Here is an 18536-nt window from a genome sequence, read left to right on the forward strand (position 1 = left end):
AGGTGACGGTGAAGGCTGGGGCGCTCGGGTGTTGGTCCATGCGCGGCTAGGACGACCCTGTCTCCGCCGCGCGCGCATCGCCGCCCGGCGTAAGTTGGTCCTGCCTGCCCAGCGCCGCGACCTCCCGTTCGAGCGAAGGAACCGCCCGGGCTGCGAAGCGCCTCGCCCAGGGCCACGCCAACGGCGAATTCAGCACCGCCTTCGCCCAGTTCACCACGACCACCGCGCGCGGGATGTACACGCGGCTGCGTCGGCGTACGAGCCCATTGACGATCGCGTCGGCCGCCCGGTCCGCGCTCGTGGTCACATTGCCCGGGTAGGGCAGCTTCTCCCGGAAGGCCGCGAACGAGGGGATGTCCGCCTCGCCCCCACGGACAAGATCCGTGTTGATCCAGGAGGGGTGTACGAGGCCGACCGTGATCCCGAGGTGTGCCACTTCCTGGCGGTAGGTCAGGGCGAGGAGTTCGGTCCCGGCCTTGCTCGCGCCGTAGGAGGCCATCCCGGGGAACGGCATGAAGGACAGCGCGGACGCCACGACCAGCACATGACCGCGGCTGCGCTCCAAGTGGGGCGTCACGTACTTCAGGGTGCGGAACACGCCGTTCACATTGATGTCCAGGACACGCTGGAACGACGCCTCGTCCGTCTGCCGCACCGTCCCGTACCCCACCACACCGGCGTTGGCGACCACGAGGTCCACGCCACCCATGGCCTCCGCGGCCTCGTCGATCGCCGACCGTAGGGCGGCGCCGTCGCGCACATCAGCCTCCTTCCAGGACGCACCGGGGCCCAGGTCGTCAGCGAGGGCGTGCAGCCGATCGGGCTCCAAGCCGATCACCGTCACTCGAGCCCCGCGGGAGGCGGCCAAGCGTGCCACTTTCTCGCCTATGCCGCGCGCCGCTCCTGTGACGATCAGCCTTCTGTCCAGCAAGTCACGTTTCATGGCGGCAACATAACTTCGTTATCGATAGAGTACAAGGCGTCTCGCGCATCCGTTCCTTCCAGACATGTGGGTTACACAAGCGGGCGAACCTGTGCAGCGCCACGAGGCGGACTCCTTGGGCAGTGGCCATGCTCGAGCGCGTGGGGAGCTCATACCTGTCCGGAGGCCGGTAACGCCCTCCGACAAGGTCTCCCCTGTCGGGCGAGGCCCCTGATTGGTCTGCCGCGCAAGCACATACGGGGACCGGGACGGCGGCGAATCATTGTGGACATAGGGAAGATGACCGCGCGTCCGCCACCTACGGCAAGGTGGCCGATCAGGCCGGCCTGGACCGTACGGCGTCTATGTCGCTCCCGGCACCGGCTACCGCGACAACAGCACGAACGGTGTCGCCAAGGGCGATCAGGCGGAGGGCATGTACGCCGTTCTGGACGGCACGCACTACAACGGCGGCTGCTGCTTCGACTACGGCAACGCCGAGACCAACAGCCGCGACAACGGCAACGGCAACGGCAACGGCACCATGGAGGCCATCTACTTCGGCAACATCAAGGTCTGGGGCTACGGCTCCGGCAACGGCCCCTGGATCATGGCGGACCTGGAGAACGGCCTGTTCTCCGGCGTCAACCAGCGCTACAACGCGGGTGACCCGTCGATCACTCCCGGGGCCGCTCTTACTGTTGCCCCTGATGGTTTTGCCTGAAAGCACCAGGGGTTTCACCGGCGTGGCGGGTGAAGAACTTGCCGAAGTTGGTGGGTTCGGGAAAACCCAGGCGGCGGGCGATGGTCGCCACCGGTTCGTCGGTGTGGGCGAGCAGACGCTGCCCTTCCAAGGCAACGCGGCCGTCGATGACGTGTTTGACGGGCTGCCCGGTGGCAGCCATGCAGGCGCGGGTGAGGGTCTTGACGGTGTAGCCGAGGCGGTGTGCGTAGTCGGCGGCGCGACGGGTGGTGGCATAGGAGCGTTCCAACTCGGCGCGGAAGCGCGCGTAGACCTCGCCGCCCGCGTGCGGATCGCTCCCGCCGTCGGGTTGGGGCAGTCGGTCGATGTGCAACAGCACGGTGGCCAACAGGAGTTGGAGAATCTCCGCCGAGATGGTCGGCTTCGGGCGGTCGTACTCGGCCCGCAGCTGGCCCAGCAGGGTCGATAGCCCCGCGTACGCGGGGCTCGCGCCGAGCTGCCAGCACGCTGATCCGTACCACTCGTTCACCAGCCGGTCGGCGCTGCTGCTTTGCGGGGGAAAGGCCGGCGTGAACAGCAGATGCGTGCCGTTGGCCGTGCCGGGCTGGACGAAACGCTGGACCTGGCCCGGCCGGACCCACAACAGGGTTCCGGGGCGGACGGGGTAGGTCACGAAGTCGATCGCGTGCTCCCCGCTGCCCTCCGTGATCAGGGTGAGGGTGTGGAAGTCCACCCGGTGCACAAGGTCGCGCCGTCTCCCCCGCCGTTTCCGTCGCTCGTGCAGGGTGGCGAGATCGATGATCTCGAAACCCGGGACCCGCTCCTCGGGCGGGTTGAAGTCGAGCCGCAGGATGGCCCCGTCCGAGACAGGGTCCGCGCCGCCAGGATCCCTGTGAATCACCACGGTCTCCAAATGTCCTCGATTTACCATGCCGCGTCTTCAGCGTATCTCGTCTGCCTGCGGTTTCACGACGAGAGTAGAGGTCGTCAAGGCGACACGAAGCCGCCTCAATCTCAAGGAGCATCCAAATGAACGGCACGGTCACGATTCTCGACAAGGGCGCGGTGCGCATCCACAGCTACATGTCGCCGGCAGACACCTTCCACACCACCACCCAGCTGATCGAGACCCCGGCGCGCATCATCGCGATCGACGCCCAGCTGCTGCCCGCCTACGCCGACGAAGCCATCGCCTACGCCAAGGGGCTCGGCAAGCCGATCGACCGCCTCATCGTCACCCACGCCCACCCGGACCACTACAACGGCGCCGCCCGCTTCGGCGTCCCCGTGCACGCCCTGGTCCAGGTGCGCGAGCAGATCATCGCTCGCGGCGACAGCCACCTGCCGACCGGACAGGTCATCTCCCTGACCGACTTCACCCCGTCCGTGGCCATCATCCCCGGCACCGAGGTCATCGATGGGGTTCCGTTCGTCTTCGAGGCCGTCTCCGGCGGCGAGGCCGCCGACGAACTCCTCATCAAGCTGCCCGAGCAGGGCGTCCTCATCGCCCAGGACCTCGTCTACAACGACGTCCACCTCTACCTGGGCAACAACGACATCACCGGCTGGCAGCAGGCCGTCGACGCCCTGGCCTCCGAGAGCGGCTACGACACGATCCTGGCCGGCCACGGCCTGCCCACCGGGCCTGAGGTCTACGCGGATGTCCGCCGTTACCTCGAAGACGCCCGCGAACTGCTCGGCGACGACGGCGACGCGTACAAGAAGGCGATCGTCGACAAGTACCCGGCCCACGTCGGCCCCTTCATCATCGACATCGCCAACCGGTCCCTCTTCCCAGCCGGCAACTGATCACCGTCGCCGCTGTACCGTCCGCTGCCGCGCGGATCCGGGGCAGTTCGCGCGGCCCGCTTCCCCTCTGCTCATCGCCTCGGGTTGTTGGACTACTTCCTTTTTCAACTCACGCATCACATACGGAGATCCGTCATGTCTCACACCCGCCTCCCCCGTTCCCGTGCCGCCGCTATAGCAGTCGCGTCCCTCCTCGTGCTGGGTGGCGCCGCCCCGGCTCTGGCCGCCCCCGGCGCCGACCTCCACCACACCACCGGGACTCACTACCGAGAACCGCTACCGACCAGTTACACACTGCCCGGCGACAAGACCTACCCCGAGGGCATCGCACGCCAGCAGGGCACGCCCTACTTCTACGTCGGCAGCACCAGCGACGGCACCATCTACCGCGGCGACGTCCACCAGAGTGCGACCCAGGTGTTCCTGCCCGGCGGCCAGGACGGGCGCGTCTCCGTCGCCGGCATGAAGACCGACCGGGCCGGACGGCTCATCGTCGCCGGCGGCGCCAGCGGCAAGGTCTTCGTCTACGACACCCGCACCCGCGCCCTGCTGCACGTGTTCGACACCGGCCGCACCGACACCTTCCTCAACGACGTGGCCCTCGCCCCCAACGGCGACGCCTACATCTCCGACTCGATCCACCCCGCGCTGTGGCACATCACCGCCGCCGAACTGAAGAGCAAGCAGGTCCAGCAGCCGCTGGACGTGGGTGTGGACCTCACCAAGTCCCCGATGGTCTATGACGACGGTTTCAACGGCAACGGCCTGGTGGTCACCGACAACGGCCGCTACGTCCTGCTCGCCGACTACAACGACTACGCCTTCTACCGCGTCGACCTGCGCACTCACCAGGTCGTCCCGATCGACCTCGGCGGCGCCAAGGGCGTCTCCGGCGACGGCCTGCTGCTCCAGGGGGACACCCTGACCGCCGTCACCGAACTCGACCACCCCGAAGGTCAGATCAGCGTCCTGAAGCTGAGCCACGACTACACCAAGGCCACGCTCGTGCGCACGGTCCACGGCCACGGCATGCACAGCCCCTCCACGGCCGCCGTCGACGGATGCGACCTGCTGATCGTCAACTTCCAGTTCCAGATCGCCGACCCGGTGCTCCCGTTCAACGTGGTGCGGGTCCACGTCTGACCGCGGTCAGGCACAACACAGGAAAGGACACCACTCTCATGAAGATCACCATCGTCGGTGCCGGCAACATGGCCCGCGGCATAGCCACCCGGGCTCTGGCGGGCGGCCACACGGTCACCATCACCGCCAAGGACCCCGGCAAGGCCGTACGACTCGTCGACGAACTGCGCGGGCATGCGACCGGCGAAGGCCGGATCGCCGCCGCCGACGCATCCGCCGTGGACACCGCGGACATCGTGGTCCTCGCGGTCCCCTTCGACGCCGCCAAGCAACTCGCCGCCGCATACGGAGAGCGGCTGAGCGGCAAGGTGCTGGTCGACATCAGCAACCCCGTCGACGCCTCCCTCGACGCACTCGTCGTCGCCCCGGGCACCTCGGCCGCCGAAGAGATCACCGAGGCCGTCGCACCGGGCACCCGTGTCGTGAAGGCGTTCAACACCACGTTCGCCACGACCCTGATCGCCGGCGAGGTGAACGGCACTGTGCTCGACGTCTTCATCGCCGGTGACGACGAGGCCGCCCGTAAGCAGGTCGCCGACCTGGTCACCTCCGGCGGGCTGAACCCGGTCGACGTCGGCGCGCTCAGGCACGCCCGCGAGCTGGAGGGCTTCCAGCTGCTGCACATGGCCCTACAGATCCGCGAAGCGGGCCACGGCTGGGCGAGCACGATCAAGATCGTCGCCCCTGAGCCGTAGCAGTAGCAGTAGCGCCCCATCGAGCCCCACTGCCGGCCCGCAACCCCCACGGGCCGGCAGTGGACCGTCAGCAGAAGCCCACCAGGAGAACCACCCCATGCACGTCCGTACCTCCCTGACCACCCTCGCCGCGACCGCGGTCCTGCTGGCCTCCGCGGCCACCGCAACTGCAGCGACCCAGCCCCTCTCGGCGCCGCACATCACCAACCACTTCCAACTGGCGGCCTCGCAGCAGCCCGAGAACATCACTGTCGACCGCGCCGGGACTGCGTACCTGACCTTCTCCTTCGCCCGGCAGATCGTCCGCGTCACTCCGGGCAGCCGGCCGCACGTCCTGGCCACACTGCCCGCCCCCGCCAAGGCGAACACCCCCAACCTGGGCAAGGCGTTCGTCGGGGGCATCGCCCGCGCCGACGACGGCACCCTGTACGTCACCTACGCCACCGGCACCGCGGACCTCACCGGTGTCTGGGTCGTACGTCCCGGTGGCCGCCCGCACCGCATCGCCGCCCTGCCCGCCGACGGACTGCCCAACGGCCTCGCCCTCGACCAGCACACCAACAAGCTCTACGTCACGGACTCCGTGCACGGCGTCATCTACCGCCTCCCCGCGTGCGGCGGAAAGGCCACCGTCTGGGCCAAGGGCACGCAGCTGGAGCCCACCACGTTCGCCGGCGCCAACGGCCTGAAGCTGCACAACGGTTCCGTCTGGGCCACCAACCTCGACCGAGGCACCGTCCTGCGTATCCCGGTCACCGCCAAGGGCACCGCCGGTAAGATCCAGGTCCGGGCCAGCGGCATGCCGTCCATCGACGACTTCGCGTTCACCGGCCACGGCGACACCCTGCTCGCCGCCCGCGACGACAACCAGGTCGACCTCGTCCGCCCCGACGGCACCCACACCACCGTCCTCACCCCGGCCGACGGTCTTCAGACCCCCACGTCCATCGCGGTCCACGACAGCAAGGTGTATGTCCCCAGCGCCGCCTACATGACCGGCAAGGACCCCAACCTGCTCATCGCCCGCCTCGGCCGCTGACGCAGCCGGCAGGACGCATCCCACCGCGCTGGTGCCGCGCCGACCGCGCGGCACCGGCCCGTGCACGACCGGCAGCACAGTGGTCCGCACGATCCGCTCTCCCCGACAGCCCTGGAACCGACATGTCCGAACCCTCCCCCACCAGCAGCGCCGGGACAGCAGGCACCCTCCACGCCCCGTCCCCGGACCGCCATCCGCGCCGTCTGCCGCTCGTCCTTATCCTGGGCTCCCTGACCGCCCTCGGCCCGCTCACCATCGACCTCTATCTCCCGGCCCTCCCCCAGGTCAGCGGAGATCTCCACGTCTCACAGGCCGTCACCCAGCTCACCCTCACCGCCTTCATGATCGGGATCGCCCTGGGTCAGTTGGTCATCGGGCCCCTCAGCGACACCCTCGGCAGGCGCCGTCCCCTCCTGACCGGCCTGACCGTGTACGTCGCGGCGAGCCTCCTGTGCGCCGTCGCCCCCGATCCCACGGTCCTCATCGGCATGCGCCTGGTCCAGGGCCTGGCGGGCGCCGCCGGCATCGTCATCGCCCGGGCCGTCGTCCGCGACCTGTACGACGGACTCGCCGCCGCCCGCCTGCTGTCCTCGCTGATGCTCGTCTCCGGCACCGCGCCGATCCTCGCCCCCGTGCTCGGCGCCCAACTCCTGCAACTGACCTCCTGGCGCGGCGTGTTCGTCACCCTCACCCTGCTGGGCCTGGCCGTCCTCGTCGCCACCGCGACCCTTCTGACCGAAACCCTGCCCACCGACCAGCGCCGACGCGGCGGGCTCCCCGACACCCTGCGCACCATGCGCGACCTCGTCAAAGACAGCCGCTTCTCGGGCTATCTGCTCACCGGCAGCCTCGGCTTCGCCGCCCTGTTCGCCTACATCGCCGGCTCCTCCTTCACCCTGCAAGAGGTCTACGGCGCCTCCCCGCAGACCTACAGCCTCCTCTTCGCCCTCAACTCGATCGGCATGGTCGCCACCGGACAGCTCAACGGCAAACTGCTCCTGGGGCGCTTCCCCTCGCACCGCATCCTGGGGACGGGCCTGGCCGTACTCGCCACCGCGGGCACCGCCCTGGTCGTCCTGGCCACCCTCACGCACGCGGGCCTGCCCTGGATCGCCACCGCGCTCTTCCTCACGGCCTGCCCGGTCGGCATGATCCTGCCCACCACGACGGCCCTTTCCCTCCAGCGGGCCCCGCACGCTGCGGGCAGCGCCTCAGCGCTCCTGGGCACCACGCAGTTCCTCATGGGAGCCCTCGCGCCGGCCCTCACCGGTCTCGGCGACCAGGGCACCGCCCTGCCCATGGCCCTGTCGGTGCTCGGTCTCGCGCTGGCCGCGACGGTCTGCTTCTTGGCCCTGTGCCTCCCATGGCGTCCCACTCCGGACCCGCTGGCCCAGTAAGCCCGCGCAACAGGCCAATGCCGTCGCACTCGTTCACGCACAGGGACCCCTTAAGGAAACGAGCCTGCCCCCATGCAAGAAATCCCCACCGCGACGGACATCCGAGCCTACGAAACGGTCGCACTGTTCGGCCGCCTGCTCGAGACCGCGGTGAACCGTGTTCTGCACCAGAGATTCGACATCGCGTGGGAGGAGTACGCGGTCCTGTCCGCACTCCATCGATCTCCCCACCAATTCCTCCACATGACCGAGGTGGCCACCGCACTCGGATTCTCCAGAAGCCGCGTCACCCGGGCCATAACCCGACAGGAACTTCAAGGACGGGTCACCCGCTCGGCTTGCCCCAGGGACGCACGCGCGACCCACGCCGCGGTCACCGCGCAGGGCACGGCCCTCCTCGACCGGATCAGCGACACCTACGAGGCCGCCGTACGCGGCAGCCTCACCAGGCTAAGCATCGGAGCGGAACAGGTGGAGGGGCTGGTGAAGCAGCTCGAACCGCTCTCCGGCCTACGGGCCCGGTCGAAGTCCGCCATCAACTGCGCGAGGCGCCGACGTTCCGGCGCGCCAAACTCGTCGGGATAATCACCCAGCGACGAGTTACCGGCCCGTCGCGTCACTGAATTACGACCGGTCGCGCCTTTCTGACGGTTACACGCGTCGCAACAGGAACTCGCTTGTCGATACCCTCCGCCCAAGTGGGGCCTCAGCCCGCTAAATTGATCACCGCGCCGCCGATACGGAGTAAGGCGGATCCCGCACTCTCACCGCGACGACTCACGTACATATTCAGCGGAGCGTCGTGCAGGTCCCCGGAAACCGCAGCGGAGTGGTCCGCGTCCGTTCGGCAACTCCGGGTCAACGACGCCGACGGAGCCGCCCGCGCGATGCGCGAACACATCGCCCGGGCATGAGCGAGCCGCCGACCGACCCCGCAACCGTGACGGAACCGACGGGCCCCACGCCCGTCGGCACCGACAGATTGAGTACATCCGGTCATGCCGCCGACCGATCGGCACAGGGCGCAGCGAGCGGGTCGAGCCGAGGCCGGGCTTGAGTCACCAGGGGGCTGTCACAGGGTGATGAGTCGTCGGCCCGATCGGCGCTACCGGCGACCGGCCACTCGATGACCAGGGCGCTTCGCATGTGCCGGCACAACGCTCAGCCAAACAGACGTCGCTGGATCTCTCGTCGGTAGTCTTCCAGCGTCCGGTCGAGGTGGACGGCGGTGGCCTCGGCGGCCTCGTCGGGGCGGCCGTCGCGAATGGCGCGGTAGATCGTCTCGTGCTCCTCGACCGCGGCCGCGGTGCCCTCTCCGAAGGAGTCGTGAACGATCGCGCTGGACTGGCGCTGCAGCCGACGGGCGTCGCGCACCGCGCTGCCGAGGAAGGTGTTGTGCGAGGCCGCGGCCACCGCGGCGTGGAAGTCGTCGTCCCCCTGCGCGAAGACGTCGACCTCGCCGTGGACGTACCCGTGCCGGCACTGCTGCATGGCGATCTCGATGGTGCGCAGTTCGGCGGGCGTAGCCCGGGTGGCCGCGAGCTTTGCGGCAACGGTCTCCTGAACCCTGCGGAACTCGAACAGCATGAGCACGTGATCGAGGTCCACGGGACGGAAGAAGCCGCCCCAGCGACCGCTGATCAGCATGCCGTCGTCGTCCGCGACGAACAGTCCGCGTCCCTTGTGCGCCCGGACCCGGCCGAGCGCCGAGAGGATCTTCACGGCGTCTCGGACCACACCCCGGCTGATGCCCAGCCGCTGGGCCAGGTCGTTCTCCGTGGGGATCCGGTCGCCGGGGACCAGGTTCGATTCGGCGATGAACTCGAGGATCCGCTCGGCCACGATCTCGTATCCGGGCCGGTAGTCGCGCCGCTCGTGCGCGCCGTTCACCACTGCCGCCACGGCGGGCGTGTCTTTCATGTGTCCTGCCTCCGGCTACCGCGACGACGACTGATCAGCCTTGAACTGAGTTCATCGTAACCCAGTCAAACAAATAAGTCGTACTCATCTGGGCTCTTGATCGCGAATCCGCGCACAGATCAAGGCCATTCGTGCCCTTTTAACAGCGTATATGACTCGCAGTAGTCACCTTGACATGCCCGCAGAATGTCGAGAAAAGACCTACACACCCCTTGACTGGCCCTCCAGCATGGCGGCTAATTTCTTCCGCGGCGGTTACGACAGAGCCGTCAGCCTCACGCAAACCGAGTGGAGTCGCTCATGTCCGTCAACAAGCCTTCGGCCGCCCGGGAGACAGGGACCAGCAGGAGACGTGCCGCGTTGCTGGCGGGCGCTGCCGCCACCGTGCTGCTCACCGTGACCGCCTGTGGCGGCGGGGGCGGCACGAGCGGCACGACCAAGGACGGATTCGCCCAGGCCGCCCAGAACGACGGGGCGTTGACCGTCTGGGTGGACGCGACCCGCATGGACGCCGCGAAGCAGTACCAGGCGTCGCACCCGGGCGTGAAGATGGACATCGTCAGCTACGACGGTGACGCCAACGGCTCGAACTACCTGCAGACGAAGGTCCAGCTGTTCAACCGCACCGGCAAGGGCTGGCCGGACGTCGTCTTCAGCTCCCAGAACAACGAGGCCTCCTGGGCGGTGGACGCGGGCTTCGCCGCACCGCTCAACAAGGGCCTCATCCCGGACGCGACCCTGGGCGGGTTCGCGAAGGGCGCCAACGACGTCTGCACGGTCGGCCGGACCCTGTACTGCCTGCGCAACGACCTCTCCCAGGCGGTGCTGTGGTACAACGCGCCACTGCTGAAGAAGTTCGGCTACACCGTCCCCACCACCTGGGAGGACTACCAGGCCCTCGGCGAGAAGGTCGCCAAGGAGCACCCCGGCTACCTCGTGGGTGATGCGGGTGACTCCTTCACCCCGGAGATCTACCTGTGGGCGAGCAAGTGCGGCGCCAACCACATCACCGGCCCCAAGGCCGTCTCCGTGAACACCACCAGCGAGGCCTGCACCAAGATGGCCAAGCTCCTGGACGTACTGATCAAGAACAAGTCGATGTCGATCAGCGGCGTCTTCAGCACCGACTTCGCCAAGAACGAGGCCGACAAGGTCCTGCTCATGCCCGGCCCGGCCTGGTACGGCGGCGCGGTGTTCAAGGACGGCCTCAAGACCCCGGCCAAGCAGATCGCGGTGGCGCCCATACCGCAGTGGCAGGGCGACACCTCACCGTCCACCGGCAACGTCGGCGGCGGCACCTGGCTGCTGTCCAAGCACTCCGCCCACATCAAGGCGGCCACCGACTTCCTGAAGTGGGTCACCACCGACAACGCCTACCAGGGCGAGAAGGCCCCCGGCTTCCCGGCCTACGCGCCCGCCGCCGAGAACTGGCTCAAGGCACAGGCCGCCTCCGGCTACTACGCCAGCGACCTCAGCGCCCTCAAGGACGCCTCCTCCCAGGTGTGGTCCGACTGGGGCTCGGGTCAGTTCAGCCAGGAGGCGATCTGGGCCGCCACCGTCAAGCCGGGCATCACCCAGGGCAAGACCATCGTCTCGATGCTGCCCGCCTGGCAGGACTCCATCACCAAGTACGCCAAGTCCAACGGATACAAGGTCTCCCAGTGAGCCTCACGCACTCCTCGGCCGGCTCTGCCACCCGGCGCCCTCGCGGCACCGCCCGGCAGAGCCGGGCCGGCGTCGCCTTCGTCGCCGGCTACGTACTGCTGCTGATCGCCTTCGGCGTCCTACCGACCTGCTACGCCGTCTACTTCGCGTTCACCGACGCCGGAGGCACGTTCACCGGCTTCAGCAACTTCGTCACCACCGCACAGGACTTCCGCTTCGTCGACTCCCTGGGCCACGTGGCCCTGTACCTGGTCTTCTGGCTCCTGTCGCTCGTGGTGTTCGTGGTGGTCCTGGCGCTGCTCCTGCACAAGCTGGCCTCCGGGCCGCTCAGCCAGGCACTGCGCTTCCTCTACTACATCCCCGGCGCGCTCGCCGGCGCCGCGAGCGTCCTGGTCTGGCTGTTCATGCTCGACCCGACGGTCAGCCCGGTCACCTCCCTGCTGGAGACGCTGGGCTTCCACACCTTCGGCGAGGTCATCGCGCCCGGAAACCTCGCGGTGCTGTTCACGATCATCGCGTTCTGGACCGGAGCGGGCGGCTGGATCGTCGTCATGTACGGCGCGCTCAACAACATCCCCAAGGACGTCATGGAGGCCGCGCGCATCGACGGCGCGAACGGCTGGCAGACCGCCTGGCGGGTACAGATCCCCATGCTCCGCAAGTGGATCGTCTACATGGTGATCCTGGCCTTCGCGGGCGGCGCCCAGCTCTTCGTCGAGCCGCAACTGCTCTCCCTCGCCAGCACGGGCGTGGCCGGCCGCGACTACTCGCTCAACCAGCTCACCTACGACTTCGCCTTCCAGATGAACAACATCAACGGCGCCGCCGCCGTCTCGGTGGAGCTCCTGGTCGTCAGCGTGTCGGTCGCCGGTGTCTTCGTCGCACGATCGGGGTTCTTCGATGCCGACTGACACACGATCCACTCCTCCAGACGCCGCTCCTCGCGTGAAACGGGATCGAACGGCCAAAAACGGGCGGGGGGAACCGCGGCGGCGCAGCCGTTCCCCCCGGCACGTGACCTCCCGGCTGCTGGCGGGCTCGATACTCACCGTCTTCGTGGTGTTCTTCGTGCTGCCGGTGCTGTGGCTGCTGCTGGCGGCGACCAAGACCGACCAGCAACTCGTCCACAGCAACCCTCTGTCCTTCGGGTCCTGGCACGCGCTCACGGCCAACTGGCACGCGCTCACCGCGTTCCAGGACGACGCCATCCTGCTGTGGCTGCGCAACTCCGCCCTTTACGCCGCGATCTCGCTCGTCATCACGCTCTGCCTGGCCATTCCGGCCGGATACGCGCTGGCGATGACCGAGTTCCGCGGCCGGCACACGCTCCTGATCGCGACCCTCGTCGTGATGCTGATGCCGAACGCCACCCTGGTGGTGCCGCTGTTCCTGGAGATCAACGCGGTGCACCTGATCGGCACCATGTGGTCGATCATCCTGCCGTACTCCTTCTACCCGTTCGGCGTGTACCTGACGTACATCTACTTCACCACCGCCGTGCCCAAGGACCTCCTGGCGGCGGCGCGGATCGACGGCTGCTCCGAGTTCGGCGTCTTCCGCCACGTGGCCCTGCCGCTCGCGACCCCCGTCATCGCGCTCGTCGGGTTCTTCAGCTTCGTCGCCAACTGGACCAACTACTTCCTGCCGTACGTGATGCTTCCCGACAGCACCCAGATGCCCATCCAGGTGGGCGTCGGAAGCCTGCTCAGCAACGTGCCGTCGTTCAACCCGACGGTCGGCAGCCTCGCAATCCAACGCCCGCAACTGGCACTGGCCACGCTGATCGCCATCACACCGGTACTCGTCGTGTTCCTGTTCGCCCAGCGCTTCCTGGTCAGCGGAATGCTCGCCGGCGCCACCAAGGAGTAACAGCTCTCATGCCCCACAGCCTCGACCCCCACGCGTCCGGAGACGACACCCCGGCCTCCGACCGGCCCGCACCCGGCATCTCGGCCGGGGTTCCGTTGCTCGAACCCCCCGGCTGGGCCGTCGCCCAGCGCGCTCTGTTCGACCTCCTCGACCACGCCTGGCGCCGCTTCGCCCGCGACTTCACCGGCCCCGACGGACGCCTGAACTACACCGGCCCGCTGACCACCCGCGACGGCGTGGACGACTTCTACGAGGTGTTCTTCAACTGGCCCCAGCTCTACCTCCTCGGCGGCGCCGACGACCTCCTGCCCGCCAGCGAGAAGCACTGGGAGGGCGTCACCAAGCAGCTCACCGAACTGGACATGCTGCGCGACGAGTACGAGCGCGGCTACGACTGGTTCCACCAGGGCGAGAGCCTGCTGCTGCTCTACTTCCTGTGCATGGCCGCCCCCGACCGATGGTCCGAACGCGCGCTGCGTTTTGCCGAGTTGTACGTCGACCCCGCCAAGGGCAACTACGACCCCGAGCACCGCATCATCACCCGCCCGCACAACGGCAGCGACCCCGAGCGCACCGGCCTGTTCGACGGCGACGTCTACCCCTGGCTCCTCAAGGAGGCGGAGACGTACGGCTATCCGCTCGAGTGGATTCCCGAGGCCCAGGACGGCCCGTACCCGCTCTCGGCGGACCCGCGCCTCGGCGACCAGATGCGGGACCGGATGGGCGTCGGCGACACCGCGACCAACCTCGCCGCGGCCGGACTGGTCCTCAACGCCTGGATCCTGTCCGGCGAGGAGCGCTACCGCGACTGGATCGTCGAGTACGTGGGCGCCTGGCGCGAGCGCACCCGCGAACAGGGCGGCCTGATCCCGGACAACGTCGGCCCGGACGGCGTCGTCGGCAGCCTGCTGGAGGGGCGCTGGTACGGCGGCCACTACGGCTGGTCCTGGCCGCACGGCTGGCACAGCCTCGGTCACGCGGCCTGCGTGGCGGCGCTCGCGGCGGCCACGGTCACCGGCGACGACGACTACCTCTCCATGGTCGCCACCTCGCTCGACACCCTCATAGGCCACGCCAAGGTCATGCCCTACACCGAGGCCGACTCCAGCCTGCCCTCCAAGTGGGCGGTCGAACTCGGCCCCGACGACGTCCACACGCCCACACCGCACCTGCCGTTCCGCCACAACGACTCGGGCTGGTTCGACTACAACCCGGCCACTCCCCCCGTGCCGGTGGCCCTGTGGCACCACACCTCCTCCCAGGCCGACCGGGCCCGGCTGGAGGGACTGCGCGAAGCGGACGGGATCGACTGGCGCACCGTGCGGCCGTTCCGGTCCAAGGAGGACTCCGGTCACGAGAAGGCGTGGTTCGCCTTCCTCGCCGGCGACGACCCCGGCTACCCGGAGCGGATCCTCGCGGCCGCCCAGGCCCAGGTCCGCCACCGGCTGCGGCGCATCGACCGCTACCGCGACTTGGACGTGCCCGAAGCCGACATTCACGTGTGGCAGCTGAGCAACCCGGTGGTCACCGAGGCCCTCGTACAGCTGACCTGGGGCGGCCCCCAGGTGCTGTACCAGGGCGGTCTGCAGCAGGCGAGGCTGCGCTACCACGACGCCGACGCCCGCCGGGCGGGCCTGCCCGCAGACGTCGCCGCCCTCGTCACCTCCATCGACCCCGAGGCGACCACCGTCGAACTGGTCAACCTCTCCCCCGGCAGCGACCGCACGGTCATCGTCCAGGCAGGCGCGTTCGCCGAGCACACCATGACCGCTGTCCGGTACACGACCTGCACGGACGACGGCTGGATCGGCGACATGTACGACTACGGCCACACCGAGCCGGTCGTCTCCGAGATCGAAACCGTCTGTGACGGCCCGTTTCTGACGGTCCGCCTGCCCGCCTCCACGCGCATCCGGCTCACCCTGCGGCTGGAGCTGCGCACCCGTACCCCCAGCTATCGCACGCCGTTCGACACGGCGGTTGACGGGACCAACTCCACGGCCACGGAAGGAGAATCGGCGTGAAGCGCATCGCCCAGACCATCAGGCTCCGCCCCGAACACCGCGAGGAGTACCTCAGGCTCCACTCCGCCGTATGGCCCGGAGTCGAAGCCGCCCTGCACCGGGCGAACATCCGCAACTACAGCATCTTTCTCCATGGCGACGTGCTGTTCGCCTACATGGAGTACCACGGCGAGGACTTCGAGGCGGACATGGCGTCCATCGAGGCCGACCCCGAGACCCAGCGATGGTGGAAGCTCACCGACCCCTGCCAGGAACCCTGGCCCGACCGGGGCGAGGGCCGCCAGTGGAGCGACCTCCCCGAGATCTGGCACCTGAGCCCCCCAGACGACGACGCCACCGCCTGACCCGGCCCGCGCCCGCCCGACACGACTTGGATCACCTCGTGAACGCACCCGTGCTCGTCGACGCCCACCACCACCTGTGGGACCTCGCCCACCGTCCGCAGCCCTGGCTCGACGACCCCGATGTGGCATCGATCCGCCGCACCTTCACCCCCGAGGACCTGCGCTCCACCGCCACGCACCCCATCGCGGGCCGACGGCTGCACAGCACGGTGGTCGTCCAGTGCATCGCGGAGGTCGCCGAGACCGAGGACCTTCTCGCGCTGGCCGAACGGGAGCCCCTGATCCAGGCCGTGGTCGGCTGGGCCGACCTGACGTCCCCGGCGATCGGGGACGTGCTCGATGAGCTGATCGCCGGGCCGGGCGGCGGGTACCTGCGCTCCCTGCGGCACCTCGTCCAGGGCGAGACGGACCCCGGCTGGCTGCAACACTCCGATGTGGAAAGCGGGTTGAGGGCAGCCCGGGATCGTGGACTGCGCTACGACGTGCTCGTGCGCGACCACCAGCTCGGTCAGGCTATCCGGCTCGCGGAACGCTTCCCGGACCTGCCCCAGGTGCTCGACCACGCGGGCAAGCCGGACATCGCCCGTGGGGACATCGCCGAGTGGGAACGCCGGATGCGGCAGCTCGCCGGGCACCCGCAGGTGGTGTGCAAGGTCTCGGGGCTGATCACCGAGGCCGACCACACCCGCTGGACCACGACCGACATCCGCCCGGTCTGGGAGGTGCTGCTCTCGGCCTTCGGCCCCGAGCGGCTGATGTTCGGCTCGGACTGGCCGGTCGCCAACCTGGCGGGTGGCTGGAACCGGTGGGCCGCCACCGTGGACGAACTTCTCACCGGCTGGAGCGAGAGCGACATCGACGCGCTCCTCGCCGGCACCGCGACCGCGTTCTACGGCCTGGCTTCCGTTTTCACGAAGGGCGACGCGACCGCCCGGAGGGCCTGACCCGCTCCGGCTCCGCGACGAGACCCACTGCCGCGGAGCCACATCCCATGACACGGACTCACACGAACTCGCGCGAAACCAGCGCCGGACACATAGCCACGGACGCCGAGCCACTCGGCATCCGTAGGCACCGGTCCGCACCGAAGGGACCCTGCCCCCATGACACTAGCCGCCCGATACCTCTGCGCCCGCACCCTGGACACGGCCCCCGCCCACAGCGCGCCGCCCGGCCCCGGCGAGGTGGAACTGGCCCCCGCCTACGTCGGTATCTGCGGCACCGACCTGCACATCTTCCACGGCGACATGGACGCCCGGGTCAGCGCACCGGCCGTCCTGGGGCACGAGATGGCCGGGCGCGTGGTCCGCTGCGGGCCGGACGTGACGGACTGGCGGCCAGGCGACGCGGTCACCGTGATGCCGCTGCGCTGGGACGACACCTGCCCGGCCTGTCAGGGCGGCAGCACATCTGCCAGCACCTGGATTTCATCGGCATCGACTCTCCCGGCGCGATGCAGCAGCGCTGGACGGTACCCGCCGCCGTGACATCGGCGAGTCTGACGTGACCTGTGACCTCAGCCTGCCGGTGACGTCGTTGGGACGCGGCATGATCGCCGTCACCGTCGTGCCCGCCGCATGGACGTCGACCCGCACGTCCACCGACAGCTCCCGCACCAGATGCCAGCCACGAACCCGCCCGGCCTGGTGGCGTCCAGCGGCATCGGGCGCGGCGGGACGGTGCTGGCGTCGGCGGTATTTGCACGCGGACGGCGAGTTGGTGACACCTGGATCATTCAACTACCAAAGGAATGTATCGATCTGTGCGGCACACCTTGTCAAAGGTCAAACGGACTCTTACAGTCCTGCGACAAGTGGAGCGTGGGACCGCTCCCACCACTCTTCGTTCATCCAAGCAATGGAGCTGCGATGACCGCGATGCCCCCTCCATCTCGCAGGCCGAGCCGCAGACGCATACTCGGTGCCGCAATGGCTGTACCTCCCGCGCTGATACTGGGTGCGCAGACTGCACGGGCCGCATCCTGGGGTACCCCGGTGACCGTCAACTCCTGGAACAAGATCAACGCAAGGTGGACCGCCAACAACGAGCTGCAGACGTACCGGCCGGACTGCGTCTGGTACGAGGGCAACACTCTGGTGATCAAGGCGTTCAACGCCGGGGGCGGGGTCTACTACTCAGGCCGTGTGGAGTCGACGGCGCGGTACGGGTACGGCACATACAGCTTCACCGCCAACATGCCCAACGGACGGGGACTGTTGCCGGCGGTATGGGCGGCGTATCTGAATCCGTGGCTGCCCGAGTTCGACGCCGCTGAGATCGTGGGACAGAACCCGGGTGTTGTCTACCAAACGTCCCACGACGTCAACAACGTCCAGCAGCAGTTCTCGCGGACGAACTCCTCCGGCTGGACAAACTCGTACCACAGATACTCGTTCAGCTGGTTCCCGGACCATATCGACTTCGCCGTGGACGGCGTCATCACGGGCACCACCTGGTACAGGACACCTGCCGGCACGGGCCTGCGCTTCATCGCCAACATCGCGGTCGGCGGTGACTGGCCCGGCAACCCAGACTCCTCCACCTGGGCCACAGCTGACGGCGCCCGCTACCTCAAGATCTCCTCCATCACCCACACGCCGTACAACCCATAAGGTGAACCCCGCCAAGCCCCCTGAGCGGTAGGCGGATTCCAGGGGAATCCGTACGCCCCCCGCCCCCGCTCCCCGCCCTCGCGCTCACCGACGTCGGCATCGTCATGCGCGCCCATTCCTCCGACGTCGCGCTGGAGACCGCCGGCCTCACCGCAGGTGTCGGCGGCTCCTTCCAACCCCGTCCTGGCCGCCCTGCTGCACAACACCAGCAGCATCGCCGTCGCCGCCGACTCCGCCCGACTGGTGCGACACACGCCGCACCTGCCGCGCGACGCCGCGCACGGCTGCGGGCCGCACCGCTGGAGGAGTGGCGCGTGATGAGGACAGTCTTGTCGGTGAAACGGTTCATGCCAGTGCTCCCGTCAGGGTGCGCGTGAGGTGGTCACTGAGGTGG

The 18536-nt window shown here is 68.6% G+C and carries 17 protein-coding genes and 2 pseudogenes; 16 read left to right on the forward strand and 3 right to left on the reverse strand.

Annotation, left to right across the window (positions count from 1 at the left end):
* Nucleotides 1–46: 46 nt before the first annotated feature.
* A complete protein-coding gene (locus tag D1369_RS00370; protein ID WP_007387134.1) occupies nucleotides 47–943 on the reverse strand; it encodes an SDR family oxidoreductase in 897 nt (298 codons plus the stop codon).
* A 334-nt stretch (nucleotides 944–1277) separates the two neighbouring features.
* Between D1369_RS00370 and D1369_RS00375 the strand changes: the two are divergent.
* A pseudogene (locus D1369_RS00375) lies at nucleotides 1278–1601 on the forward strand (arabinofuranosidase catalytic domain-containing protein); the annotation flags it as partial.
* Between the two features lie 16 nt (nucleotides 1602–1617).
* Here D1369_RS00375 and D1369_RS00380 read toward each other — a convergent pair.
* Nucleotides 1618–2529 carry a helix-turn-helix transcriptional regulator gene (locus D1369_RS00380; protein WP_240436027.1) on the reverse strand — a complete coding sequence of 304 codons (912 nt, stop codon included), beginning with the start codon at nucleotides 2527–2529 and terminating at the stop codon, nucleotides 1618–1620.
* A 125-nt stretch (nucleotides 2530–2654) separates the two neighbouring features.
* Between D1369_RS00380 and D1369_RS00385 the strand changes: the two genes are divergently transcribed.
* The 6 genes from D1369_RS00385 to D1369_RS00410 all read left to right on the forward strand — a co-directional run bounded on the left by D1369_RS00385 (nucleotide 2655) and on the right by D1369_RS00410 (nucleotide 8293).
* Nucleotides 2655–3434 (forward strand): MBL fold metallo-hydrolase, encoded by a 780-nt coding sequence (locus D1369_RS00385; RefSeq protein ID WP_007387131.1) that lies wholly within the window; start codon nucleotides 2655–2657, stop codon nucleotides 3432–3434.
* 135 nt (nucleotides 3435–3569) lie between these two features.
* Complete coding sequence (locus D1369_RS00390; RefSeq protein WP_158680195.1) at nucleotides 3570–4577, forward strand: superoxide dismutase; 1008 nt, start codon at nucleotides 3570–3572, stop codon at nucleotides 4575–4577.
* Nucleotides 4578–4615: 38 nt separating this feature from the next.
* Nucleotides 4616–5272 (forward strand): NADPH-dependent F420 reductase, encoded by a 657-nt coding sequence (locus D1369_RS00395; RefSeq protein ID WP_007387129.1) that lies wholly within the window; start codon nucleotides 4616–4618, stop codon nucleotides 5270–5272.
* 97 nt (nucleotides 5273–5369) lie between these two features.
* Nucleotides 5370–6311, forward strand: a complete 942-nt coding sequence (locus tag D1369_RS00400; protein WP_037902634.1) for a hypothetical protein — start codon at nucleotides 5370–5372, stop codon at nucleotides 6309–6311.
* Nucleotides 6312–6433: 122 nt separating this feature from the next.
* Entirely contained in the window at nucleotides 6434–7708 is a 1275-nt protein-coding gene (locus D1369_RS00405) for a multidrug effflux MFS transporter (RefSeq protein ID WP_118082187.1), read from the forward strand.
* Between the two features lie 72 nt (nucleotides 7709–7780).
* Nucleotides 7781–8293: a MarR family transcriptional regulator gene (locus D1369_RS00410; RefSeq protein ID WP_050789826.1), complete on the forward strand. Its 513-nt coding sequence runs from the start codon at nucleotides 7781–7783 to the stop codon at nucleotides 8291–8293.
* Nucleotides 8294–8869: 576 nt separating this feature from the next.
* On the opposite strand, the gene D1369_RS00415 is transcribed toward D1369_RS00410, so the two are convergent.
* On the reverse strand, nucleotides 8870–9628 hold the full coding sequence (locus D1369_RS00415; protein ID WP_007387126.1) for an FCD domain-containing protein: 759 nt from the start codon (nucleotides 9626–9628) through the stop codon (nucleotides 8870–8872).
* A 300-nt stretch (nucleotides 9629–9928) separates the two neighbouring features.
* Here D1369_RS00415 and D1369_RS00420 point away from each other — a divergent pair, with 300 nt between their 5' ends.
* The 9 genes and pseudogenes from D1369_RS00420 to D1369_RS42735 all read left to right on the forward strand — a co-directional run bounded on the left by D1369_RS00420 (nucleotide 9929) and on the right by D1369_RS42735 (nucleotide 18460).
* On the forward strand, nucleotides 9929–11293 hold the full coding sequence (locus D1369_RS00420; RefSeq protein ID WP_118082188.1) for an extracellular solute-binding protein: 1365 nt from the start codon (nucleotides 9929–9931) through the stop codon (nucleotides 11291–11293).
* Nucleotides 11290–12204 (forward strand): sugar ABC transporter permease, encoded by a 915-nt coding sequence (locus D1369_RS00425; protein ID WP_037902632.1) that lies wholly within the window; start codon nucleotides 11290–11292, stop codon nucleotides 12202–12204. The genes D1369_RS00420 and D1369_RS00425 overlap by 4 nt, the downstream gene beginning before the upstream one ends.
* A 103-nt stretch (nucleotides 12205–12307) precedes the next feature.
* Nucleotides 12308–13162 (forward strand): carbohydrate ABC transporter permease, encoded by an 855-nt coding sequence (locus D1369_RS00430; protein ID WP_037902631.1) that lies wholly within the window; start codon nucleotides 12308–12310, stop codon nucleotides 13160–13162.
* Between the two features lie 8 nt (nucleotides 13163–13170).
* Nucleotides 13171–15186, forward strand: coding sequence for a hypothetical protein (locus D1369_RS00435; protein ID WP_007387122.1), 2016 nt, complete (start codon nucleotides 13171–13173; stop codon nucleotides 15184–15186).
* On the forward strand, nucleotides 15183–15530 hold the full coding sequence (locus D1369_RS00440) for an L-rhamnose mutarotase (RefSeq protein ID WP_007387121.1): 348 nt from the start codon (nucleotides 15183–15185) through the stop codon (nucleotides 15528–15530). The genes D1369_RS00435 and D1369_RS00440 overlap by 4 nt, the downstream gene beginning before the upstream one ends.
* A gap of 38 nt (nucleotides 15531–15568) precedes the next feature.
* A complete protein-coding gene (locus D1369_RS00445; protein WP_037902629.1) occupies nucleotides 15569–16474 on the forward strand; it encodes an amidohydrolase family protein in 906 nt (301 codons plus the stop codon).
* A gap of 159 nt (nucleotides 16475–16633) precedes the next feature.
* A pseudogene (locus tag D1369_RS00450) lies at nucleotides 16634–17010 on the forward strand (alcohol dehydrogenase catalytic domain-containing protein); the annotation flags it as partial.
* A 514-nt stretch (nucleotides 17011–17524) separates the two neighbouring features.
* A complete protein-coding gene (locus D1369_RS00455) occupies nucleotides 17525–18142 on the forward strand; it encodes a glycoside hydrolase family 16 protein (RefSeq protein ID WP_240436028.1) in 618 nt (205 codons plus the stop codon).
* A 156-nt stretch (nucleotides 18143–18298) separates the two neighbouring features.
* Nucleotides 18299–18460 carry a hypothetical protein gene (locus D1369_RS42735; protein WP_007387117.1) on the forward strand — a complete coding sequence of 54 codons (162 nt, stop codon included), beginning with the start codon at nucleotides 18299–18301 and terminating at the stop codon, nucleotides 18458–18460.
* The last annotated feature ends 76 nt before the right edge of the window (nucleotides 18461–18536 follow it).

Origin of the sequence: Streptomyces sp. CC0208 (assembly GCF_003443735.1) — a bacterium.
GTDB lineage: Bacteria > Actinomycetota > Actinomycetes > Streptomycetales > Streptomycetaceae > Streptomyces > Streptomyces sviceus.